General features: G+C 71.6%; 20 protein-coding genes. 11 read left to right on the top strand and 9 right to left on the bottom strand.

The window, feature by feature from the left end:
* Positions 1 to 57: 57 nt before the first annotated feature.
* The 5 genes from ABZX96_RS28260 to hemB all read left to right on the top strand — a co-directional run bounded on the left by ABZX96_RS28260 (position 58) and on the right by hemB (position 5,902).
* Entirely contained in the window at positions 58 to 825 is a 768-nt protein-coding gene (locus ABZX96_RS28260; RefSeq protein WP_355549805.1) for a redox-sensing transcriptional repressor Rex, read from the top strand.
* Between the two features lie 61 nt (positions 826 to 886).
* A complete protein-coding gene (locus ABZX96_RS28255) occupies positions 887 to 2,260 on the top strand; it encodes a glutamyl-tRNA reductase (protein WP_355549803.1) in 1,374 nt (457 codons plus the stop codon).
* A complete protein-coding gene (gene hemC, locus ABZX96_RS28250; protein WP_355549801.1) occupies positions 2,257 to 3,264 on the top strand; it encodes a hydroxymethylbilane synthase in 1,008 nt (335 codons plus the stop codon). The genes ABZX96_RS28255 and hemC overlap by 4 nt, the downstream gene beginning before the upstream one ends.
* Positions 3,261 to 4,910, top strand: a complete 1,650-nt coding sequence (locus tag ABZX96_RS28245) for a bifunctional uroporphyrinogen-III C-methyltransferase/uroporphyrinogen-III synthase (RefSeq protein WP_355549800.1) — start codon at positions 3,261 to 3,263, stop codon at positions 4,908 to 4,910. The genes hemC and ABZX96_RS28245 overlap by 4 nt, the downstream gene beginning before the upstream one ends.
* On the top strand, positions 4,907 to 5,902 hold the full coding sequence (gene hemB / locus ABZX96_RS28240; protein WP_355549799.1) for a porphobilinogen synthase: 996 nt from the start codon (positions 4,907 to 4,909) through the stop codon (positions 5,900 to 5,902). The genes ABZX96_RS28245 and hemB overlap by 4 nt, the downstream gene beginning before the upstream one ends.
* Positions 5,903 to 6,182: 280 nt before the next feature.
* Here hemB and ABZX96_RS28235 read toward each other — a convergent pair whose 3' ends face one another.
* Positions 6,183 to 7,034, bottom strand: a complete 852-nt coding sequence (locus tag ABZX96_RS28235) for a helix-turn-helix transcriptional regulator (RefSeq protein ID WP_355549798.1) — start codon at positions 7,032 to 7,034, stop codon at positions 6,183 to 6,185.
* A gap of 164 nt (positions 7,035 to 7,198) precedes the next feature.
* On the opposite strand from ABZX96_RS28235, the gene ABZX96_RS28230 reads away from it, so the two are divergent.
* Positions 7,199 to 7,636, top strand: coding sequence for an ATP-binding protein (locus ABZX96_RS28230; RefSeq protein ID WP_355549797.1), 438 nt, complete (start codon positions 7,199 to 7,201; stop codon positions 7,634 to 7,636).
* A 187-nt stretch (positions 7,637 to 7,823) separates the two neighbouring features.
* Here the strand turns inward: ABZX96_RS28230 and ABZX96_RS28225 are convergent, their stop codons facing one another.
* Positions 7,824 to 8,531: a DUF4232 domain-containing protein gene (locus tag ABZX96_RS28225; protein ID WP_355549795.1), complete on the bottom strand. Its 708-nt coding sequence runs from the start codon at positions 8,529 to 8,531 to the stop codon at positions 7,824 to 7,826.
* Positions 8,532 to 8,978: 447 nt separating this feature from the next.
* Here ABZX96_RS28225 and ABZX96_RS28220 point away from each other — a divergent pair, with 447 nt between their 5' ends.
* Positions 8,979 to 10,790, top strand: coding sequence for a helix-turn-helix domain-containing protein (locus ABZX96_RS28220; RefSeq protein WP_355549794.1), 1,812 nt, complete (start codon positions 8,979 to 8,981; stop codon positions 10,788 to 10,790).
* Positions 10,791 to 10,921: 131 nt separating this feature from the next.
* Here the strand turns inward: ABZX96_RS28220 and ABZX96_RS28215 are convergent, their stop codons facing one another.
* The gene (locus ABZX96_RS28215) at positions 10,922 to 11,878 is read right to left on the bottom strand and encodes a redoxin family protein (RefSeq protein ID WP_355549792.1); all 957 of its coding nucleotides are present in this window, start codon (positions 11,876 to 11,878) and stop codon (positions 10,922 to 10,924) included.
* Positions 11,879 to 12,107: 229 nt separating this feature from the next.
* The gene (gene argS / locus ABZX96_RS28210; RefSeq protein ID WP_355549790.1) at positions 12,108 to 13,886 is read right to left on the bottom strand and encodes an arginine--tRNA ligase; all 1,779 of its coding nucleotides are present in this window, start codon (positions 13,884 to 13,886) and stop codon (positions 12,108 to 12,110) included.
* A 524-nt stretch (positions 13,887 to 14,410) separates the two neighbouring features.
* On the opposite strand from argS, the gene lysS reads away from it, so the two are divergent.
* Positions 14,411 to 16,147 carry a lysine--tRNA ligase gene (lysS, locus tag ABZX96_RS28205; RefSeq protein ID WP_355549827.1) on the top strand — a complete coding sequence of 579 codons (1,737 nt, stop codon included), beginning with the start codon at positions 14,411 to 14,413 and terminating at the stop codon, positions 16,145 to 16,147.
* Positions 16,148 to 16,345: 198 nt separating this feature from the next.
* Positions 16,346 to 16,564 (top strand): hypothetical protein, encoded by a 219-nt coding sequence (locus tag ABZX96_RS28200; protein WP_355549789.1) that lies wholly within the window; start codon positions 16,346 to 16,348, stop codon positions 16,562 to 16,564.
* Between the two features lie 387 nt (positions 16,565 to 16,951).
* Here ABZX96_RS28200 and ABZX96_RS28195 read toward each other — a convergent pair whose 3' ends face one another.
* Both ABZX96_RS28195 and ABZX96_RS28190 read right to left on the bottom strand, forming a co-directional pair.
* The gene (locus ABZX96_RS28195; RefSeq protein ID WP_355549788.1) at positions 16,952 to 17,686 is read right to left on the bottom strand and encodes a DUF3558 family protein; all 735 of its coding nucleotides are present in this window, start codon (positions 17,684 to 17,686) and stop codon (positions 16,952 to 16,954) included.
* Positions 17,687 to 17,845: 159 nt separating this feature from the next.
* A complete protein-coding gene (locus ABZX96_RS28190; protein ID WP_355549786.1) occupies positions 17,846 to 18,796 on the bottom strand; it encodes a hypothetical protein in 951 nt (316 codons plus the stop codon).
* A gap of 162 nt (positions 18,797 to 18,958) precedes the next feature.
* Here ABZX96_RS28190 and ABZX96_RS28185 point away from each other — a divergent pair, with 162 nt between their 5' ends.
* On the top strand, positions 18,959 to 20,152 hold the full coding sequence (locus ABZX96_RS28185) for an RtcB family protein (RefSeq protein WP_355549784.1): 1,194 nt from the start codon (positions 18,959 to 18,961) through the stop codon (positions 20,150 to 20,152).
* A 59-nt stretch (positions 20,153 to 20,211) separates the two neighbouring features.
* Here the strand turns inward: ABZX96_RS28185 and ABZX96_RS28180 are convergent, their stop codons facing one another.
* The 3 genes from ABZX96_RS28180 to ABZX96_RS28170 all read right to left on the bottom strand — a co-directional run bounded on the left by ABZX96_RS28180 (position 20,212) and on the right by ABZX96_RS28170 (position 22,265).
* Positions 20,212 to 20,403 (bottom strand): DUF397 domain-containing protein, encoded by a 192-nt coding sequence (locus ABZX96_RS28180; RefSeq protein ID WP_355549783.1) that lies wholly within the window; start codon positions 20,401 to 20,403, stop codon positions 20,212 to 20,214.
* Positions 20,404 to 20,623: 220 nt separating this feature from the next.
* Positions 20,624 to 20,989 carry a hypothetical protein gene (locus ABZX96_RS28175; protein ID WP_355549781.1) on the bottom strand — a complete coding sequence of 122 codons (366 nt, stop codon included), beginning with the start codon at positions 20,987 to 20,989 and terminating at the stop codon, positions 20,624 to 20,626.
* A 10-nt stretch (positions 20,990 to 20,999) separates the two neighbouring features.
* Positions 21,000 to 22,265: a helix-turn-helix domain-containing protein gene (locus ABZX96_RS28170; protein ID WP_355549780.1), complete on the bottom strand. Its 1,266-nt coding sequence runs from the start codon at positions 22,263 to 22,265 to the stop codon at positions 21,000 to 21,002.
* Between the two features lie 228 nt (positions 22,266 to 22,493).
* On the opposite strand from ABZX96_RS28170, the gene ABZX96_RS28165 reads away from it, so the two are divergent.
* Positions 22,494 to 22,622, top strand: a complete 129-nt coding sequence (locus ABZX96_RS28165) for a hypothetical protein (RefSeq protein ID WP_355549778.1) — start codon at positions 22,494 to 22,496, stop codon at positions 22,620 to 22,622.
* Positions 22,623 to 22,630 lie beyond the last annotated feature (8 nt).

The raw sequence follows: 22,630 nt of genomic DNA, 5'->3' as shown, positions 1-22,630 counted from the left end.
CGGGGCGGTCCTGGGACGAGGTGCCGCCCACAGCCTCGCTCTACCCGCAGGAGCACCGTGGCAACTGGCCGAACTCACCGACCGGCGACCCGAAGCCGAGGGATTCCCGAGGCCACCGTCGCCCGGCTTCCGCTGTACCTGCGCGCGCTGACCGCGCTCTCCGAGCGCTCGGTGCCCACGGTCTCCTCCGAGGAGCTGGCCGCGGCGGCGGGGGTCAACTCCGCCAAGCTGCGTAAGGACTTCTCCTACCTCGGGTCGTACGGGACCCGGGGCGTCGGCTACGACGTGGAGTACCTCGTCTACCAGATCTCCCGCGAGCTGGGCCTGACCCAGGACTGGCCGGTCGTCATCGTCGGCATCGGCAACCTCGGCGCGGCGCTCGCCAACTACGGCGGCTTCGCCTCCCGCGGCTTCCGCGTCGCGGCGCTGATAGATGCCGACCCGGCCATGGCGGGCAAGCCGGTCGCGGGGATCGCCGTCCAGCACACGGACGAGCTGGAGCAGATCATCGCCGACAACGGGGTCTCGATCGGCGTCATCGCCACCCCCGCGGGCGCGGCCCAGCAGGTCTGCGACCGCCTGGTGGCGGCCGGTGTGACCTCCATCCTGAACTTCGCGCCGACGGTGCTGACCGTCCCGGACGGCGTGGACGTGCGCAAGGTCGATCTGTCGATAGAGCTGCAGATCCTGGCCTTCCACGAGCAGCGCAAGGCCGGTGAGGACGCGGGGCACGAGGCGCCGCCGCCCGCGCCGGCCCGTTCGAGTGCGCCCGCGACCGAGCGCAAGGGACCTGACGGGGACATGCCCGCCGTGATGCCGGCATGACCGCCCAGGACCGGACCACCACCACCCGGGGGACCCACGCCGTACGGAGAGAGGTGCGCGCATGAGCCTCCTGGTCGTCGGGCTGAGCCACCGCACGGCCCCCGTGAGCGTCCTGGAGCGCGCCGCCCTCGCCCCCGAGGTGCGCGGCAAGCTGCTCCAGGAGACCGTCTCCGCGGAGCCGGCCGCCGAGGCCGCGGTGCTCTCGACCTGCAACCGGATCGAGCTGTACGCCGACGTGGACAAGTTCCACGCCGGTGTCGCCGAGCTGTCCACCCTCCTCGCCCACCACGGCGGGGCGAGTCTGGACGAGCTGACGCCCCACCTGTACGTCCACTACGAGGACCGGGCCGTCCACCACCTCTTCTCGGTGGCCTGCGGCCTGGACTCGATGGTCGTCGGCGAGGGCCAGATCCTCGGCCAGATCAAGGACGCGCTGGCGCTCGCCCAGGAGCAGCACACCGCCGGGCGGCTGCTGAACGACCTGTTCCAGCAGGCGCTGCGGGTCGGCAAGCGGGCGCACAGCGAGACCGGGATCGACAAGGCCGGTCAGTCGCTGGTCACCTTCGGGCTCGAACAGCTCGCGGGCGATCAGGACGTGGAGGCGTGGGCCGCGGGCAAGCGCGCGCTCGTCATCGGCGCCGGCTCGATGTCCTCGCTGGCCGCCACCACCCTGGTGCGCGCCGGCGTCAGCGAGCTGACCGTCGCCAACCGGACGCCGGCCCGCGCCGAGCGGCTGGTCCAGATCCTCACCGAGCCGGGCGGCCCCGGCGCGGCGAACGGGCTGCGCGCCCGGGCCGTCGCGATGGACGCCACCGACGCCGAGCTGGCGCGCGCGGACATCGTGGTGTCCTGCACGGGCGCCACCGGGCTCGTCCTGACCGGCGAGCAGGTCGCGGCGGCGATCGCGAACGGCGCGGGCGGGCTCGCGCTGCTCGACCTCGCCATGCCGCGCGACATCGACGCCGCGGTCCACGGGATCGAGGGCGCGCACTTCGTCGACATCGAGTCGCTGGCCGCCGCGTCCGCCGACGCGCCGATGGCGGCCGACGTGGACCAGGTGCGCGGCATCGTCTCCGACGAGGTCGCCGCCTTCGGCGCCGCGCAGCGCGCCGCGCACATCACGCCGACGGTCGTCGCGCTGCGCACCATGGCCGCCGACGTGGTGACCAGCGAGCTGGCCCGGCTGGACGGCCGGCTGCCGGGCCTGGACGACAAGCAGCGCGCGGAGATCACGCAGACGGTCCGCCGCGTGGTCGACAAACTCCTGCACGCGCCCACGGTGCGCGTGAAGCAGCTCGCCAGCGAGCCCGGCGGCGCCGGGTACGCCGACGCGCTGCGCGAACTGTTCGACCTCGACCCCCAGACGGTGGCCGCCGTCAGCCGGGCCGACGCGCGGACCGACCGGCAGCACGACACAGCACGGGAGCGGGCATGACCGACAGCACCTCGACGCCGCGGCACCAGGACGCCGGCGCTCTTCCGCCGCTGCGCCTGGGCACCCGGCGCAGCGCGCTCGCCATGGCGCAGTCCGGCATGGTCGCCGACGCGGTGCGCGCGGCGACCGGCCGCGCCGTGGAACTGGTGGAGATCACCACGTACGGCGACACCTCCCGCGAGCACCTCGCGCAGATCGGCGGCACCGGCGTGTTCGTCTCCGCGCTGCGCGACGCGCTGCTCGCCGGGGACATCGACTTCGCCGTGCACTCCCTGAAGGACCTGCCCACCGCGCAGCCGGAGGACCTGGCGCTGGCCGCCGTGCCCGAGCGCGAGGACCCCCGGGACGCGCTGGTCGCCCGGGACGGCCTGACCTTCGAGGAGCTGCCCGACGGCGCCCGCGTGGGCACCGGCTCGCCGCGCCGCATGGCGCAGCTCAACGCCTGGGCCAAGGCGCTGGGCAAGCGGGTGGAGACCGTTCCGATCCGCGGCAACATCGACACCCGCCTCGGCTTCGTCGAGAAGGGCGAGCTGGACGCGGTGGTGCTGGCCGCCGCCGGGCTGACCCGTCTCGGCCGCATCCAGGAGGCGACGCAGCTGCTGTCGCCCGACGTGATTTTGCCCGCCCCCGGCCAGGGGGCCCTGGCGATCGAGTGCACCGCGGACAACGCGGACCTGATCGCCCAGCTCGCCGAGCTCGACGACCCGCACACCCGGGCCGCCGTGACCGCCGAGCGTTCCCTGCTCGCCGCCCTGGAGGCCGGCTGCTCCGCACCCGTGGGTGCGCTGGCCGACCTTCAGGACGACGGACAGGCTGTCACCGAAATGCGCCTGCGTGGCGTCGTCGGCACGACCGACGGCGAAACGCTGGTGCAGCTGTCCATCACCGGTCACGTACCCGCCTCCCGGGACGACGCCGCGGTTCCCGCCTCCATGGGCCGTGAACTCGCCGCCGAGATGCTCGCCAAGGGTGCGGCCGGTCTTATGGGGGAGCGAGCACTTTGAACCCCACCGCCCCTGTCCACCCCACTGCGGGCCAGGTCACCTTCCTCGGTGCCGGGCCCGGAGACCCGGGACTGCTGACGCTGCGTGCCGTGGAAGCGCTGGCCCGTGCGGACGTGCTGATCGCCGACCCGCAGGTGCTGGACGTCGTCCGCGCCCACGCGCGGGCGAACGTGGACACGCCCATGCAGGCCATAGCTGACGACGCGTCAATCCCGGCCGACGTCCCGGCGCTTCGGGACACCGCCAATCTTGTCATGGGGGCCGCGCGCACCGGCAAGCGGGTCGTGCGTGCGGTCGCCGGCGACCCGGGCCTGGACGCCCACGTCGCCGAGGAGATGCTGGCGTGCGCCGCCGAGGGCATCGTCTTCGAGGTGGTGCCCGGCATCGCCGCGGCCGTCGGCGTGCCCGCGTACGCGGGGGTGCCGCTGCGGGACGAGCACGGCACCGACGTCCGCTTCATCGACGCGCGCAGCGCCGACGAGCGCTGCTGGTCCGAGGTCGGCGCCAGCGACGCCACCGCCGTGGTCTCCACGACCCTGGACTCGGTGGCCGCGGCGGCCGGCGAACTCGTCACCGCCGGCCGCAAGCCGGACACCCCGATGAGCGTCACGGTCGGCGGCACGACGACCCGCCAGCGCACCTGGTCGGCGACGCTCGGCACGATCGCGCAGGTCCTCAAGGCCGCCAAGGCGCTGCCCTCGCCGGACGGCGGGCAGCCCGTCATAGCCGTGGTCGGGGAGCGGTGCGCCCCGGCGCAGCGGGACCAGCTTTCGTGGTTCGAGTCCAAGCCGCTGTTCGGCTGGCGGGTGCTCGTACCGCGCACGAAGGAGCAGGCCGCCTCGCTCTCCGACCAGCTCGTCTCCTACGGAGCGGTGCCGCACGAGGTGCCGACCATCGCGGTCGAGCCGCCGCGCACCCCGCAGCAGATGGAGCGCGCGGTCAAGGGCCTGGTCACCGGCCGGTACGAGTGGATCGCCTTCACCTCCGTCAACGCCGTCAAGGCGGTGCGGGAGAAGTTCGAGGAGTACGGGCTCGACGCCCGCGCGTTCGCCGGGATCAAGGTGGCCGCGGTGGGCGAGCAGACCGCCAAGGCGCTGGTCGCCTTCGGTGTGAAGCCCGACCTCGTGCCGTCCGGCGAGCAGTCCGCCGCCGGTCTGCTGGAGGACTGGCCGCCGTACGACCCGGTCTTCGACCCCATCGACCGCGTGTTCCTGCCGCGGGCCGACATCGCGACCGAAACACTGGTCGCGGGCCTGATCGAGCTGGGCTGGGAGGTGGACGACGTGACGGCGTACCGCACCGTGCGCGCCTCGCCGCCGCCGGCCGAGACCCGGGAGGCCATCAAGGGCGGCGGTTTCGACGCGGTGCTGTTCACCTCGTCCTCCACCGTCCGCAATCTCGTCGGCATCGCCGGCAAGCCGCACAACGTGACCGTGATCGCCTGTATCGGCCCGGCCACCGCCAAGACCGCCGAGGAACACGGGCTGCGCGTGGACGTCATGTCGCCCGAGCCCTCGGTGCACAAGTTGGCCGAAGCGCTCGCGGACTTCGGCGCGGCGCGGCGACTGGCCGCGATCGAGGCCGGGGACCCGGTCACGCGCCCCAGCGAGCGGCGGCCAGGATCGCGTAGGAGGGCTCGCTCGTGAGCAGCAGTACGTACGGCAACTTCCCCGGCGCCCGGCCGCGCCGCCTGCGGACGACCCCGGCCATGCGCCGGATGGTCGCCGAGCACCGGGTGCACCCCTCGGACCTGATCCTCCCCGCCTTCGTGCGGGAGGGCGTCTCCGAGCCGGTGCCGATCGCCTCGATGCCGGGCGTCGTCCAGCACACCCGCGACACCCTGCGGAAGGCCGCCGTGGACGCGGTCGCCGCCGGGGTCTCCGGGATCATGCTCTTCGGCGTGCCCGAGGAGTCCAAGAAGGACGCGGCGGGAACGGCGGGCACCGACCCCGACGGCATCCTCCAGGTCGCCCTGCGGGACGTGCGCGCCGAGGTCGGCGACGACCTGGTGATCATGTCGGACCTGTGCCTGGACGAGTTCACCGACCACGGCCACTGCGGCGTGCTGGACGGCGACGGCCGGGTGGACAACGACGCCACGCTGGAGCGGTACGCCGAGATGGCGCAGGTCCAGGCCGACGCGGGCGCCCACGTCGTGGGCCCCTCCGGGATGATGGACGGCCAGGTCGGCGTCATCCGCGACGCGCTGGACCAGACCGGCCACGAGGACGTCTCGATCCTCGCGTACACGGCGAAGTACTCCTCCGCCTTCTACGGCCCCTTCCGCGAGGCCGTCGGCTCGTCCCTCAAGGGCGACCGCAAGACCTACCAGCAGGACTACGCGAACTCCCGCGAGTCCCTGCGCGAGCTGGCGCTCGACCTGGACGAGGGCGCCGACATGGTCATGGTCAAGCCGGCGCTCCCGTACCTGGACGTGCTCGCGAAGATCGCCGACGCGGTGGACGTGCCGGTCGCCGCGTACCAGATCTCCGGCGAGTACGCCATGGTCGAGGCCGCCGCCGAGAAGGGCTGGATCGACCGCGACGCGGCGATCCTGGAGACCCTGACGGGCATCAAGCGCGCCGGCGCGAACATGATCCTCACCTACTGGGCGACGGAGGTCGCGGGCCGGCTGTGAGGCCGGTGGCCCGGGCCGGGCTCCGCCGAGGACGGCGGGGCCCGGCCCGGGCTGTTTGTCACGTGGTGCGGGCCGTCGAGATCCGTCGGTTGTGGCGGGGCCCGGGTGGGATGTTCGCTGGGTGGCGCGGGCCCGGTACGTGTGCGGGCCCGGGTCTGACGCGGCTCGTGGCCGTTCGTGAAGGCTGACGCTCTCGTCGGCTCCGGTGGATGGTCCGGGAGTGACGGTGCGCGGCGGTGGTCCGGGGGTGAGGTGCGCGGCGGGTGCGGGGTTTCCGCGTTCACAGCTCGCGCGCGATGGCCCGGACGAAGTCGCGGGAGGCCGCGGGCGTGAGGGCCAGGGACGCGAGTCGGTCCCACAGGGCGGCGTACTGGACGCGCTCGGGTTCGGCGTCCAGGAACGCGGCGCCGTGCGGCTGGTCCAGGTGGACGGTGTCCAGCTGGGGCACCGGGCCGCGGGCGTACATGAAGGTCTGGCCGGACCCCGGGAAGGCGCCGGCGCTGAAGGGGATCACCAGGACGGTGACGTTCTCGCGTTCGCCCGCCTCCAGGAGGTGGGCCAGCTGGGCGCGGGCGATGTCGGGCCCGCCGAACCGCATCCGCAGCGCCGCCTCGTGGAGGACGGCGGTGTAATCCGGAGGTTCGTCCCGGTACAGGACCGCCTGGCGCTTGATGCGGTGCGAGACGCGGTGCTCCGTCTCGTGCGGCGGCAGCGGCGGGCACGCCTGGCCGAAGACGGCGCGGGCGTGGTCCACGGTCTGGAGCAGGCCCGGCATCGTGGAGGTCTGCGCGGTGCGGATCCCGACGGCGTGGTGCTCCAGTTCGGCGAGGTCGAGCATTCCGGCGGGCAGGACGCCCCGGTACTCCTCCCACCAGTGGCGGGCGCGCCCGCCCGTCATGGCGGCGAGGGCGTCGACGAGCGGCTCGTCCGCGCAGCCGTAGTTGGACGCGAGGGTGCGCACCCGGTCGGCGCTGACGGGCACCCGCCCGGTCTCTATGTTGCTGATCCGGGCTTGGTTGCCCCCGAGCAGGGCACCCGCTTCCCGCGCGGTCATCCCGGCCCGCTCGCGTAGTTTGCGGAGTTCTGCCCCAAGACGTTGCTGTCGGGCTGTTGGGGTGGTTCTGGGTGCCATGGCCCCTCTCTCCTCGCTCGCGATCAGTCTGGCGTTGACGCCCGGATCGCACCAGGGGTGAACAATTCCGACAGAGCGGTGGAATCCATCTAACCCGTTCCACTACCGTGTGTGGCACGTCGATCACGTACGGCGTCAAACTCCGCACCGTATCGGAGACTTGCATGACCAGTGACTGGGACTACGCACTCGAAATCCCCGACCACCCTCGTGCCCCGCGCATCGCACGCCACGTCCTGCGGCTCATCCTCGAAGAACACGGCGAGCAGCAATTCGCGGACACCGCCGAGCTGTTGACCTCCGAACTCGTCACCAACGCGCACCGCCACGCCAGAGGTTCCGCCTCCGTGCGCGTCAAGCGGATCGGGGAGCGGCTGCGCGTCAGCGTATGGGACGGCAACCCCGAACTGCCCGCGCTGGACGCGGCCCCGCCGCCGGATCTCGGCGCCGAGGACGGGCGCGGGCTCGGTCTCGTACGGCTCTGCGCCGACAGCTACGGCGGCTTCTCGCTGGGCACGGGCACGCTCGGGACGGGCGGCAAGCTGATCTGGTTCGAGCTGGGCGAGGAACGGACGCCGGCGCTCGGCGCGCCGCACGCCTGAAGGATGGTGACGCGGGCGGACATTGACGACCGGGCCACGCGAACGGATCGCGCGGGGCCGGCCGTCCCTCTTTCGGGAGCGGACCCGGTACGCCGGGCGTTCATCCCGGGAAGCGGCATCGAGCGGCCGGGGGCACCGTGCCCCCGGCCGCTTCGTGTGTCCGCTGCCCGCCGTGTAAGGCGACTGGTTACCAGCTGATGGCGTCGTCCAGGGTGCTCTGCCAGTAGGTCACCTCGGCCGAGTCGTCGATCTGCGTGTCCTTGGGGAGGGTCAGGACGACCGGCGAGCCGGAACCGCCCTGGCCGTTGCGGTCGGCGAAGAGGACCGCGAGCTTGTAGGCGGGCCGCACCTTGCCGCCCTCGCCGGAGGCGGAGCTGGTGCGGATGCCCGCGTAGGCGGACTGACCGGGCTTCAGGCTGACGACGGCCTGCGGGCGGCTGGCCTCCACGACGGGGGTGACGGCCTGGTTCTCGTCGAAGCGCAGGTACGGGTAGGCGTACGCGTCGCAGCGGGTGGAGCCCGTGTTGGTGACGGTCAGCAGCAGGTGGTTGATGGGGCGGCTGATCTTCTGGACGGTCACCTTGGTGTTCTTGGAGGTGCAGGCGACGTCCTGGGCGCGGGAGGCGGGGGCCTGGGTGGCGTGCTTCCCGGTGTCGCCCGCCTTGGTGGTGGTGCTCGCGGGGGCGGTCTCGGCGGGGGCGGTGTGGGTGTTCTGGGAGGCGGGCTGGTTGCCGGTGGTGTGCTGACCGCCCTGGGAGGCGGACGCGGACGAGGTGGGTGCGGGCTGCGCCTTGGCGTCGCCGCCCTGGCAGGCGGTCAGCGAGAGGGCGGCGGCCACGACGGCGCCGGAGGCGGCGAGGCGGACGGCGCGGGTGCGGTGACGGAACGCGTACATGGTGGTCCTCCGAAGAAGTGACGTAGGGATGTGGGGGGCTGGTTCGTGGGGGACGGTGCCGAGGGGGGCACGGGGCGGTGTGCCCCCCTCGGCGGCGCCGCGGCGGAAGGTGTGACGGCCGGGACGGCCGTGGGGCTGAGGGACGGACGCGGATCGCGTGGGCCGGATGCGGGACGCCTGGTCAGGCGCGGTGCAGCAGGATCACGACCGTCGTGACGCAGACGGCCAGTACGGCCAGGGCCACGACGTCGACCAGGTCCAGGCGGGAACGGAGACGAGTCCGCACGATGGCTCCCTGTCCGGGGTCGATCGGTGATCACAGGCTGCGGGAGGAACCGTCCCGGCGGCAACGGCCGTCCGGTCTTTCGGGACACTGGAACGGTCGAACAGGCGCTGACCTGGGGAGACGCACCTTCCCTGGAACGCGGTCCTGGGACGGGAGGAACGGTGGCTGCGGCTTCCGGGACGCAGGAATTCGCGGAAACCCTCCGCGAGCTGAAGGAGCGCTCGCGGCTCAGCTACGGCGCGCTGGCCAAGCGGCTGCACGTCAGTACGTCCACGCTGCACCGCTACTGCAACGGCGACGCGGTGCCCGTGGAATACGCCCCGGTGGAACGCCTGGCACGACTCTGCGGCGCCCGGCCGGAGGAACTGGTCGCGCTGCACCGCCGCTGGCTCCTGGCCGACGCGGAGCGGCGGCGGGGGAAGGGAGGCGGGAGCGCCACGGAGGCCACTGCGGGTGCCGCCACGGGTGCCGCCGTGGGGGCGGGCGGGCGCGCCAGGGGCGCGGGGGAGGACGAGGCCCTTCGGTCGGGTGCGCCTGGCGAGGGGGATCAGGCCGCGGTGGGGCAGTCCGAGGCGGGTCGGTCCGAGGGGGATCAGTCCAAGGCGGATCAGTCCGAGGTGGAGGGGTCCGCCACGGGGTCCGCCACGGGAACGGTTGTGGAGAAGGACGGGGACGAGGGAGGGGGCGGGGAACACTCCCCGCGCGCGGCGTTGTCCGGGCCGGGCGGTGACGGCGGCTCGTCCCCGAACGGCGCGGCCTCCGTCGCAGGCGGGGTGGCGGGTAGGAACGCCCCGGGGGGGACGGTCGGGAAGAACGCCCCGGGGGGAACAGCCGGAGAGAACGTCACCGATAGGACGCGCGGAGAGAACGCCGCCGACGGGACGCCCGGAGAGAACGCCGCCGACGGGACGCCCGGAGGGAACGTCGTCGACGGGACGCCCGGGAAGAACACCGCCGACGGGACGCCCGGTAAGGACAAGGAACGTTCCGGGAAGCCCGGCAGGAACAAGAAGCTGTGGGCCGTGCTGGCCGGTGCGGCGGTCGTGGCGCTCGTGGTTCCGCTCGCCGTCCACGGGGCGGGCACGCCGACCCGGCACGTCATCGCGGAGCCGCAGGCCCACACCTCGCTCGCGGACGGGCGCGGGCCGCAGCGCGGCAGCGGCCCTGCCCGCTCACCGCGCGCGGCCCCCAGCCCGTCCGCCACCCACGGCGAGCACGCCGCGAAAGCGGACAGCACCCCCTCCGCCACCGGGTCCCCCGCGCCTTCCACCTCTTCGAAGGCCGAGCGGGAAGCGGCGGATCGGCGAAGAAACGGCGTCGGCGGCGGTCGTCTCACCAGCACTCCAAAAGGTGTGCCGCTGACCGCCGATGTCCGGATGAACAACTGGCGTGACCCTTGTGGCCGCTGGTACCTCCTGGACAAGCCGACGTCCCAGGTCCCGCCACCGCCGCCCGGGCTGGACACCCGGGGCTGGGCGAACGCGCTCGGCGCGGTGGCCGGCGGGAACCTGCGGATCCAGGTGACCGTGCAGGGCACCGGAGAGGAGGCCGTCGTGCTGCACGCCCTCCGAGTGCGGGTGACCGGGCGCACGGCGCCGTTCGGCAGTGGCGCGTACTCGATGGGGGACGGCTGCGGCGGCGAACTCATCCCGGCGTCGTTCGGCGTCGACCTGGACGCGGCCGACCCGCTGCCCCGGCCGGTCGCGGGCAGCCAGGGCGACCGGACGATCCCGGCGACGGACTTCCCCTTCAAGGTCTCGGCGTCCGACCCCCAGGTGCTGAACATCGACGCGCACGCGCTCGCGCACAACGTGAGCTGGTACCTGGAACTGGAGTGGAGCAGCGGCGACCGGCACGGCACGCTGCGGCTGGACGACCGGGGACGGCCGTTCCGCACCAGCGCCATGAAGGGCAAGCCGACCTACTACTACCGGCCGGACATCGAGGTATGGGAGGCGCGCCAGGAGGGCTGAAGCACTTCCGACGGCTCGTGACGCCGATCGGCGGCGGTCACCGAGGGCTGTCCGGAGTCTTGTCGGCGGCGGTCACCGAGGGCTGTTCCGGAGCCTTGTCGGCGGCGGCCGACGAGAGTTGTCCCAGAGCCTTACCGAGGGTTGTCCCGGAGCCAGGCCAGAACCTGGCCGGCGTGCTCGTTCGGCGGGAAGACCGGGTAGAAGACGTGCTCGATCACGCCGTCGCGGACGATGAGGGTCAGCCGCTTGTAGAGCGTCAGCCCGCCGGCCTCGAACGTGGGCAGGCCGAGCGCCCGGCCCAGGCTCCGCGTGGGGTCGGAGAGCATGTGGAACGGCAGGTGGAGCCGTTCGACGACCTCGCGCTGGTAGTCGGTGTCCTGGCTGGAGAGCCCGAACACGCCGGTGGCGCCGGCGGCGAGCAGGTCCTGGTGGTGGTCGCGGAAGCCGCACGCCTCGGGGGTGCAGCCGCGCGCGCCGGGGATCGCGTCCCAGCCGTCGGGCAGGTCGGTGCCCGGGCGGCCGGTGAGCGGGTAGACGTAGATCACCGTGCGGCCCGCGCCGAGCGCGTCGAGGCGGACGGTCGTGCCGTCGGTGCTCCGGAGTCCGAGGGGCGGCAGGTCCGTGCCGGGCAGGTGGGCGGCGGCGCCGTCGTCCTCGGGGACGGGCAGGTCGGCGGGCAGGCTGGTGTAGTCGGTCATCGGGTCCTCTCCCTCGTCGGCCGCTGGCACGCGGCTGTTGCGGTGAGCGGCCTCCCGGAGGTGCGCGAGCAGCACCGCCCGGCGGGCGGTGAGGCCCTCGATCCGCTGCGTGAGCTCGTCGATCGCGCCCCGGTACCCGGCCAGCGAGGCCGGGCAGTCGTCGGCGTGCCGGTGCCCGGCCGTAAGGCAGTCCAGGAACGGCCGGGTGCGTTCGACGGGGATGCCGAGGCTGCCGAGCGCCCGGATCTCCTGGGTCAGCCGGACGTCGTGCTCGTCGTAGTCCCGGTAGCCGTTGGGCAGCCGCTCGGGCCTGAGCAGCCCCAGCGATTCGTAGTACCGCACCGCTTTGGTCGTCACGCCCGCCCGACGGGCCAGTTCGCCGATCCGCATGCCTCTCACCTCGCAGAACGCTAAACCTTGCCCTTGGGGGCAAGGTCAAGCCGAGTGCGGGACCCGTAGGGGGAACGCCGCCCCCCGCCACCGATCGCTGCCTCCCGAACGCGGGCCCCCGCCCCAGAAACCGGTATCCGGTATGGCAAAGCCCCGCCGACCACCTCACGGCGGACGACGGGGCCCCTGTCGGCCATGGGCCCGCCCGTGGGACGGACGGACCCCGCGATCAGAGCCGCTCGGGCGTGCGGATGCCCAGCAGCGCCATGCCCTGCCGCAGCGTGCGCGCCGTCAGGTCGCACAGGAAGAGGCGGTTCTCCACCTGATCCGCGCCGCCCTCGGCCTTCAGGACCGGGCACTGGTCGAAGAAGGTCGTGTACAGGGAGGCGAGCTGGTAGAGGTACGCGGTCAGCTTGTGCGGCTCGTAGGTCTCGGCGACGTCGGCCAGCGTCTGCGCGAACTCGTCCAGGTGCAGGCCCAGCGCCCGCTCGGCCTCGGCCAGCGGCAGCTCCGGGTGCGCGACCGGCCGCGCGTCGCCCGCCTTGCGCAGGATCGAGCGGTTACGGGCGTACGCGTACTGGAGGTAGACCGAGGTGTCGCCGTTCAGGGACACCATCTGGTCGAGGTCGAACTTGTAGTCCCGCGAGGCGGAGGTGGACAGGTCCGCGTACTTCACGGCACCGATGCCGACGTACGCGCCGTTGTCCTCGATCTCCTGCTCGGACAGGCCGATCTTCTCGCTCTTCTCCCGGACGACGGAGGTGGCGCGCTCCACCGCCTCGTCCAGCAGGTCCACCAGCCGGACCGTCTCGCCCTCACGGGTCTTGAACGGCTTGCCGTCCTTGCCGAGGACCGTGCCGAAGGCGAGCTGGACGGCCTTGACGCCGTCGTGCAGCCAGCCGGCCCGGCGGGCGGTCTCGAAGACCATCCGGAAGTGCAGGGACTGGCGGGCGTCCACGACGTAGAGCAGCGTGTCGGCGCCCAGCTCCTGAACCCGGTTGCGGATCGCCGAAAGGTCGGTGGCCGCGTAGCCGTAACCGCCGTTGGACTTCTTGACGATCAGGGGGACGAGGTTGCCGTCCGGGCCCTTGACGTCGTCGAAGAAGACGCAGAGCGCGCCCTCGGAGCGGACCGCGACGCCGGACTCCTCCAGCAGCCGGCAGGTCTCCTCCAGCATGGCGTTGTAGCCGGACTCGCCGACCACGTCCTCGTCCCGGATCTCCATGTCGAGCTTGCCGAAGACCGAGTAGAAGTAGATCTTCGACTCGTCCACGAACCGCTGCCACAGGGCGAGCGTCTGCTCGTCCCCGGCCTGGAGGTCCACCACCCGGCGGCGGGCGCGCTCCTTGAACTCCTCGTCGGAGTCGAACAGGGCGCGGGAGGCCTTGTAGAGGCGGTTCAGGTTGGACATCGCCTCCTCGCCGGAGACGGTGCCCTCGTCCTGGTGGTCGAGCTCGTGCGGGTGCTCGATGAGGTACTGGATGAGCATGCCGAACTGGGTGCCCCAGTCGCCGATGTGGTGGCGGCGGATCACCTTCTCGCCGGTGAACTCCAGGATCTCCGTCATCGCCGCGCCGATCACCGCCGAGCGCAGGTGGCCGACGTGCATCTCCTTGGCCACGTTGGGCTGGGCGTAGTCGATGACGGTGGTGCCGGGCTTCTCCGCGTAGGGCACACCGAGCCGCTCGTCGGCGGCGCGGGCGGCGAGGTTCCGCACGATGGCCTCGTCGGAAACCGTGATGTTCAGGAAGCCGGGGCCGGAGACCTCGACGTCCTTGATCACGTCGCCCGTGCCGATGCCGTCGACGACCTTGGCGGCCAGCTCACGCGGGTTGCCCTTGAGCTTCTTGGCGAGCGCCAGCAGGCCGTTGGCCTGGAAGTCGGCCCGGTCGCTGCGTCGCAGCAGCGGGTCGGCGGCGCCGGCCTCCGGCAGGGCTGCCGTGAGGGCGTCCGCGACGCGCTGGTTGACCGTGGCTGCGAGGGAAGGGACCGAGGCTGCTTCTGGCATGGGCTGGGTGCCGTTCCTGGAGAGTGGTTTAAAGGGCACTGACGATTCTCCCACGCGAGCGCCAGACGTTTTTTCGGCTGTGGACAAGCGGGGGACGGACGCCGACGGCTCCGTGGACGATCTTCACCGGTGTGAGTGGCCGGGGTGGCGGGGGCGATGGCCGGGCGGCTGTGGACAGCGAGCGCGCCGGCGGCGTCCGGCGGTACCGTCGCGGGCCGAGGACGGGATGGGGAGCGGATCGCGGGCCGGGGACGAAATCCGGGTGCGCGGGACGGGCCACGGACCAGGGACGGATTCCGGGCACGTGGGCCGGATCGCGGGCCGGGGCGGGATTCCGGGCGCGTGGGCCGGGCCACGCACCGGAGCCGGATTTCCCGGTGCGCCGGACGGACCCGCCGGGGCACCCTGGTGGGCCCGGAGCGCGCGGGGCCCACGGGCCCGGTGCGCCGCCGTGCGCGCGGGGCGCTCCCCGCCCGTCTGGGACAATGGCAGTCGCCAGCCTTACGAGAAAGAAGGACGTGCCGATCGTGGCTCAGAGCACTGAGACCGACTGGGTCTCCAGGTTCGCGGACGAGGTCATTGCCGAGGCGGAGCGCCGCGCCCCCGGCAAACCGATCGTCTGCGCCTCGGGCCTGAGCCCCTCCGGTCCGATCCACCTGGGCAACCTCCGCGAGGTCATGACCCCGCACCTGGTCGCCGACGAGATCCGCCGCCGCGGTTACGAGTGCGTGCACATCCTGTCCTGGGACGACTACGACCGTTACCGCAAGGTCCCGGCCGGCATCGACCCGTCCTGGGCGGAGCACATCGGCAAGCCGCTGACCTCGGTCCCGGCGCCGCCCGGCAGCTCGTACGCGAACTGGGCCGAGCACTTCAAGGCCGCCATGGAAGAGGCGCTGGCCGAGCTGGGCGTCGAGTACCGCGGCATCAGCCAGACCGCCCAGTACACCTCGGGCGCGTACCGCGAGCAGATCCTGCACGCGATGCGCCACCGCGGCGAGATCGACGCCGTCCTGGACCGCTACCGCACCAAGGACAAGGCCACCGGCGCCGCCAAGAAGCCCAACCAGAAGCCGCAGAAGCCGGTGGACGAGGCCGAGCTGGAGGCCGCCGAGGGCTCCGGCGCGGCGAGCGAGGACGACGGCAGCGCGGGCGGCGCGGGCTACTTCCCGTACAAGCCCTACTGCACCGTCTGCGAGAAGGACCTGACCACGGTCACCTCGTACGACGACGAGAGCACCGAGATGTCCTACCTGTGCACCGCGTGCGGGCACGAGGAGACGGTGCTGCTGCGCGAGTTCGACCACGGCAAGCTGGTCTGGAAGGTCGACTGGCCGATGCGCTGGGCCTACGAGGGCGTGGTCTTCGAGCCGTCCGGCGTGGACCACTCCTCGCCGGGTTCGTCGTTCGTGGTCGGCGGGCAGATCGTGCGCGAGGTCTTCGACGGCGCGCAGCCGATCGGGCCGATGTACGCGTTCGTCGGCATCAGCGGCATGGCGAAGATGTCGTCCTCCAAGGGCGGCGTGCCGACGCCGGGCGACGCGCTGAAGATCATGGAGGCGCCGCTGCTGCGCTGGCTGTACGCCCGCCGCAAGCCGAACCAGTCCTTCAAGATCGCCTTCGACCAGGAGATCCAGCGGCTCTACGACGAGTGGGACGCGCTGGAGCGCAAGATCGCGGACGGCACGGCGCAGCCGGCCGACCTCGCCGCGTACAACCGGGCGACCACCACCGCCGCGGGCGAGCTGCCCCGCACGGCGCGCCCGCTGCCGTACCGCACGCTCGCCTCCGTCGTGGACATCACCGGCGGCCACGACGAGCAGACCCTGCGCATCCTGAGCGAGCTGGACCCGCAGAACCCGGTCACCTCCCTGGACGAGACCCGGCCCCGCCTGGACAAGGCCGCCTACTGGGTCACCACGCAGGTCCCCGCCGACCAGCGCACGATCGTCCGCGACGAGCCGGACGCGGAGCTGCTCTCCTCCCTGGACGAGCAGGGCCGCGAGTCGCTGCGGCTGCTGCTGGACGGCCTGGACGAGCACTGGTCGCTGGACGGGCTGACCGCGCTCGTCTACGGCGTCCCGAAGGTCCAGGCGGGCCTGACGCCGGACGCCAAGCCGACGCCGGAGCTGAAGGTGGCCCAGCGCACGTTCTTCGCGCTGCTGTACCGCCTGCTGGTCGGGCGCGACACCGGCCCGCGGCTGCCCACGCTGCTGCTGGCGGTGGGCGCCGAGCGGGTGCGCAAGCTGCTGGGGGCGTGAGCCCCCGCGCGGAGCCGTCCCGGCGGTGAGCCCTCGCGCGGAGCCGTCCCGGCGCGGGATACGCGCCGGGGCGCGCGTCCGGCGCGCGTCGGTGACCTGAGCCGTCGCCGTCACTGCGACTTTCGTGGGACGCGCCGCGCCACCCATGTCGGCCCCGGGGAGGACGATCCCCGGGGCCGCACGCGTCATGGTGGAGCCATGAGGGGTGTCATCGGATTCATCGTGGCGCTCCAGGGGGCACTGGGTTTCCTGGGGCAGGTATTCACCGACGGCAACGGCTGGGGCGTGCTCCCGAACTGGGTGGATCTCTCACCGGCGGTCTATCTGGCGATCGCCGCGCTCGGCCTGGCGCTGCTGGGCTGGGACGAGGCGGATCGCCGGAAGAAGCGGGCGGCGTCGGCCGGGAAAGGGAACTGAGGCTCCAGGGGGCGCGCAGGCGAAGGGCCTGACGGCTCCCGGGGCGCGTAGGCAAAGGGCCTGACGGCTCCCGGGGCGCGTAGACGAAGGGCCTGACGCGCAAGCGAAGGATGGCCCAGCAGCGGGCGCGCAAGCGAAGGACAGCCGCAGCGGGCGCGCAAGCGAAGGACAGCCGCAGCGGGCGCGCAAGCGAAGGACGGCGGCAGCGGGCACGCAGCAAAGGCAAAGGCCGGCAGGAGAAGGGCCGGGCCAGAGCGGTTTCTACGCCGCCCGGCCCGGCCCTCGGCGTCCGCCCAGTTGCGCGGCCGACCGGCCTGAGCGCACAAGGGCCGGACCGAAGCGGCTTCCCGCCCGGCCCGGCCCTCGGCGTCAGCGCCGGTGTCCGCCCTACTTGGCGACCGCCGCCACCGCTTCCTTGATCGCGTCCTGCGCCTTCTTCGCGAGGTCGTCCCCGTCCGGGGTGTCGGCGCCGGCCAGGCCCGCGCCGTTGTAGTTCAGGGTCACCACGACGTTGGCGGTGCGGGTCACCACCGTCTGGTTCTTGAAGTCGCTGCCGTCCTTCTTCAGGTCGTACGTGATCAGGGTCGCCTCGTCGCCGATGCCGCTCACCGGCTTGGCCTTGACGTCCTTGGCTCCCGGGACCGCCTTGGCGCCGTCGATCTGCGTGGTGAGGAACTCCTTGGCGCGCTCGTCGCCGGTGCCCACCCCGGGGGTGGAGTCGTAGCGCTGGAAACCGATGTCCAGCCAGCGGTACTGGGTGCCGTCCACGCCCTTGGACTCGGAGCTGTCCCAGGCGCAGTACCCGCGGGCCTTGGTGTTCGAGGACTTGCCCGGCTCGCCCTTCTCGTCATTCACCTTGGGCAGCAGCTCCTTGATGGTGTCCTTGGACACCGCCGCGCACGGGTCGGGCAGCTTCTGGAAGCGGGCGGGCGGCAGGGTGGGCGCGGAGCTGGGCTGCGCGCTGGGCGCGGAGGAGGCGGACCCGGACCCGGATCCTGACGCGGACGGGGAGGCGCTGCCGGCGTCCTTGTCACCGCCGGAGCTGGAGCAGCCGGCGACGAGCATCACCGGTACGGCCGCGCAGGTCAGGAGGGTGGCGAGTCGCTTGGCTGAACGGGGCATGGTTCCTTCGCTGTTCTTCGTCGGGTGGGGCCGGACGGGGGCCGGGCCCCAGGGGGCGGAGCGGTGCGTGCCGGTCGGGGGCACGGTACGCGGCCGGTGGGGGACGGTGTCCGACGCGTCCTGATACGCGCCGGGCGATCAGCTCACCGGACCAGGGCGTTACTCGCTGATCCGGTCGACCAGCTCCTGGGCCAGTTCCTGGGCCTTCTCCTGGAGCTCCCGGCTCGCGGGGAGGTTCCTCTTGTCCGCGGACCACTGGTCGTACGTGATCGTCACGATGACGTTGGAGGACCGCAGGACGACGGTGATGTCCCGGTGCACCCCGGAGTCCGTGGTGACCAGCTCGTCGTCGAGGTAGGCGGCGTTGCCGAGGTCCTCCAGGACGCGTGGGCCGGTGGGGGCGTCCGGTGTGCTGCTCGCGCCGGGTTGCGCGCCGGTGGAGGCGCTCGGCGACGGCTTGTCGTCACCCTTGCCCGCCGTGGCGTCGTCGTCCGTGCCGTCCGTGCCGGGCTTTTGGGTGGCGGCATCGGCGCCGCCCTGCGGCTTGGCCCCGCCGTCCCCGTCCTCGTCCTTCTTGCCGCCCTTGTCCTCGTCCGGAGACGCGGTGGGGGAGGGGGGAGCGGCCGAGCCGGACGGGATGCCGGCGGCCAGTTCCTTCTTGCTGTAGACCTCCTGCGCCTTGGCCTCGTCGCTGACGGAGGGGTCGTACGAGACGACGCGGTGGAAGTCGACGGTCAGGTGCCGGGTGCCCTGCGAGGTCTCGCGCGTCCAGCGGCAGCCGACCCGGCGGTCGGTGTCGTAGGTGACGTCGGCCTTGCCCTCGTAGACCTTCTCGGTCTCGGGGGCGGCGCTCTGGTCCGCGCTGGGCGAGGGGTCGGGGGTGTCCCCGGGCAGCATGGCGCGCAGCGTGCCTTGGTCGGGCAGCCCGCAGGGCTCGGGGAGCGACTGGTACCTGCCGGGCGCGGCGGTCTGGGCGGGGGCGCCGGCCTCACCGCTCTTGTGGTCCGCGTCGGCGCCCTCGGAGCCGGAGCCGCTGGTACAGGCGGTGAGCGCCACGGCGAGCGCGGCGGTCACCAGGGCGGCACGGGGGACGAACGACCTTCGCTGCACCGTACCGGGCTCCTTCCGTAGGAAATCTGGTTGCCGCCGTGAGGCAGCCGGTGGACACAATGTCTACCGCACGTACTGCCGCACACGCTGGTCCGATGTCCCGGATCGGGCGTATTGCCGCATTTTTTCTTTTCTTATTCTTTTCGGGGGAACGAGATAGCTATGTCGTACACCGAGGTACCGGGCGCCCAGGTCCCGATCCGGATGTGGACGGACCCGGCCACGGTCGAGGGCGTCGCCATGCAGCAGCTCCGCAACGTCGCCACGCTGCCGTGGATCAAGGGCCTGGCCGTCATGCCCGACGTCCACTACGGCAAGGGCGCGACGGTCGGCTCGGTGATCGCCATGCAAGGCGCGGTGTGCCCGGCGGCGGTCGGCGTCGACATCGGCTGTGGCATGAGCGCCGTCAAGACCTCCCTGACCGCCAACGACCTCCCCGGCGACCTCTCGCGCCTGCGCTCCCGGATCGAGGCGGCGATCCCGGTGGGCCGCGCGATGCACGAGGAGATGGTCAGCCCTGGCGCGCTGCACGGCTTCCCCACCAAGGGGTGGGACGACCTGTGGACGCGCTTCGACGGGGTCGCCGAAGCGGTCAAGTTCCGCCACGACCGGGCCACCAAGCAGATGGGTTCGCTCGGCGGCGGCAACCACTTCATCGAATTCTGTCTGGACGAGTCCGGCTCGGTCTGGCTGATGCTGCACTCCGGCTCCCGCAACATCGGCAAGGAACTGGCCGAACACCACATCGGCCAGGCCCAGAAGCTGCCCCACAACCAGAACCTGGTCGACCGCGACCTGGCCGTCTTCATCGCGGACACCCCGCAGATGGAGGCGTACCGGCACGACCTGTTCTGGGCGCAGGAATACGCCAAGTACAACCGCGCCATCATGATGGCCCTCTTCCAGGACGTCGTCCGCAAGGAATTCAAGAAGGCCCGCCCCACCTTCGAGCAGGTCATCTCCTGCCACCACAACTACGTGGCCGAGGAGCGGTACGACGGCATGGACCTGCTCGTCACCCGCAAGGGCGCGATCCGCGCCGGCGCCGGCGACTACGGCATCATCCCCGGCTCCATGGGCACCGGCTCCTACATCGTCCAGGGCCTCGGCAACGAGGCGTCCTTCAACTCCGCCTCCCACGGCGCCGGCCGCAAGATGAGCCGCAACGCGGCGAAGAAGCGGTTCTCCACACGCGACCTGGAAGAGCAGACCCGTGGCGTGGAATGCCGCAAGGACGCGGGCGTGGTGGACGAGATCCCCGGCGCCTACAAGCCGATCGAGCAGGTCATCGACCAGCAGCGGGATCTGGTCCGCGTGGTGGCGAAGCTGAAGCAGGTGGTGTGTGTGAAGGGGTGAGCGTTCGGGGCCCTCACCTGGTGTGGGGCGGGTGCGGATGGCGGGTGCCGTCGCCCCGCTCAGGCCAGATGATCGAACCGGCCGTCCTTCACGCCGATGACGAGCGCTTTCAGTGCGCCCGGAGCCAAAGTGACGACCTCCGTCGGCTGGTCGCTTTCCCGCATCTGAAGCTTGTCCCCGTCGCGGCGCACGCCGACGCAGGAATTGCCGACCTGGCACGCGGACGAGATCTGCCAATGGTTCTGCGACATCTGTGGTTCCTCACAATTGCTTGGCGATGGAATGAATGTACGCGCGGGATTCGCTGACCGGCAGGGCCTTGGCCTTCATGCGGTCCAGCAGGTTTCCGTAGTTCCTGAGCTGTGTCGGTGAGTCGAGGAAAACGTGAGGTAACGGGGTGGGTTTCGCGCACCTGCCACGCGCGTCGATCGCGGGGGATCGCCCCTCAGCCCCGGCCGGTGGAACACTCCCTCACCGCACCACCTTCTCGATGGCTTCGAAAATGTCGGAGTCCGTCTCCTGCTGCCACTCCGGCAGGTCCGGCCAGTCCGCTACGTACGCGGGCTTCGGATCGGTGAAATGCAGGAACATCTGGGCTGACCAGCAGGTCGCTACGAAGCGGCCTTTCTGCTCACGCGTCAGCCGTGACGCGTGTCCGCCGCTGAGTTCCAGAAAGTGACGCACCTGCTCGTACACGGAGCCGGCGGCCTGACGTTCCCACTCCGGGGTGACGTCCCAAGGGGCCACATAACCGGCTTTCGGTTCACCGGGGAAATGGGCCCGGACACCGCTGATCCAAGCTTCCCGGAAGAATCGGGCGCCTTCGGTGTGTGGCATGTCCACTCCTTCATGTCGTCTTGCCCAGCGCGTCGATGTCTCTCGCCAGTTCTGCCACGCCGCCATGCGGGGGCAAAGGGCCGAATGCGGCGCGGAGCGCCCAGAGCTTGCGTGCGACATACCCGGAAGAAGACTCGCGAGCGAGCGAAAGGGCCTGCCGTCCGTATGCGATGACCTGCTCGGAATCGCGGCGGCCGACTCCGATGGCGGCGAGGTCCGTGAGAACGGCGCCCTGACGGCGATACGACTGAGAAGTGGCGAGTTTTCCGCTGTTCCGGTTCATCGCCGTGTGCAGAGCCTCCTCGGCAGGTCCCAAGTGCCCAAGCTTCACGTAACAGGCTCCTCTTTCCTCGGGCAGGCGGGAACCGTCGAAGCGGAGCCAGTCATCGCGGTGGTTGGGCTCTGGCAGTTGTGACACGTTCTCTGCCGCCTCAAGAGCGCGCTCGCACGCCGGAACGTCACCAGCGCCGGCGTGGGCCTGGGCCTGCACGGAGGCGATCCAGAAGCGCGTCGGAAGTGAGCGGTCTCCTCGGTTGGCGATCCTTTCGGCGGCTGACAAGAGGTCGGTGGCCCTGCCGAATCGCCGCTCGTGCAGATCGACGTACGCGTAACGAACCAGAGCGCATGCCCACAGATCGAATGCCCTCGCCTCCTTGCTTGCCGATGCGGCCAAAGCGTACGACGCGGCGGCATCGGCGTAGCGGTTGCTGTCAAAAGCCAATTCCCCCGCGAGCTGGAAGAGATCGCCCGCAGCGCCGCAGAGTACGGGCACGTCACTGCCGGAGCGGTGGTGCACAGCATGGGTCAGTGCGTTCAGCTGTTCGCACACGACCGGCCGTACCGCTGTCTTCGTGCGAGCCCGGCGATAGACGTGCCAGAGGTGGATGTTCATGCACAGGAAATCGGCGGCAGAGCCGCGGGCACCGGTCGCGTCGAACATTTCGGCTGTATCGGAGGATGGGCTGGGTAGCGCTCCGCTCACCGCTATGGCGCGCAGGAATTCCCGGCGGATCATGTCATCGCTGTCCAATGGGGTGTGGCTGACGAGGGACGAAGTGGCCGGGGGAGCCTGGCGAGAGCCCCGAGCCTGGACGACGAGAGCGTCCAGTTCATGCAGGTCGACTTGTAGAACGGCGGCCAGTTTCTGTCGTAGCGGCGGCTGAGGCTCATACTTCCCGCTCTCCCAGCGGGCCACCGTCGTTCGGTTGACGCCCACTGCCTCGGCGAACGTCTCCTGACTGAACCCCAAGAACTTTCGTCGCCGGGCAAGGCCCACCGTCAGCCCCTCTCTTGCTCCGCCGCACCAGTGGGCAATTCAGCCCGTGCACCGGCTATGCCACAAGACTGCCGCAAGGATGCCGTGGAGTCTTCGAACTCGCCCCTGTTTCCTTGACGTTGCCGAGGCCATCGAAACGAGAAGGCGCGGCGGCGGTCCGAAATCGGGTGTGCGTACGAAAACGGAGCCCGTCATCGCATCGACACGCACAGGAAAAGGAGAACGCTCATGGGATGGGGAACCGGCAAGGGCGGCAGTGGGGACGACGGGAAGCACTCCGGCGGCAAGGACCCCGGGACATCGAAGCCGTCCTCGGACACCGCGCAGCCCAAGCAGCCCCCGAAGCACGGGAAGTAGGTCGGCTC

The organism is Streptomyces sp. NPDC003077 (genome assembly GCF_040611095.1).
Taxonomy (GTDB): domain Bacteria; phylum Actinomycetota; class Actinomycetes; order Streptomycetales; family Streptomycetaceae; genus Streptomyces.
The sequence above is the reverse complement of the archived record's forward strand: the minus strand, read 5'-3'. Positions and strand labels throughout refer to the sequence as shown.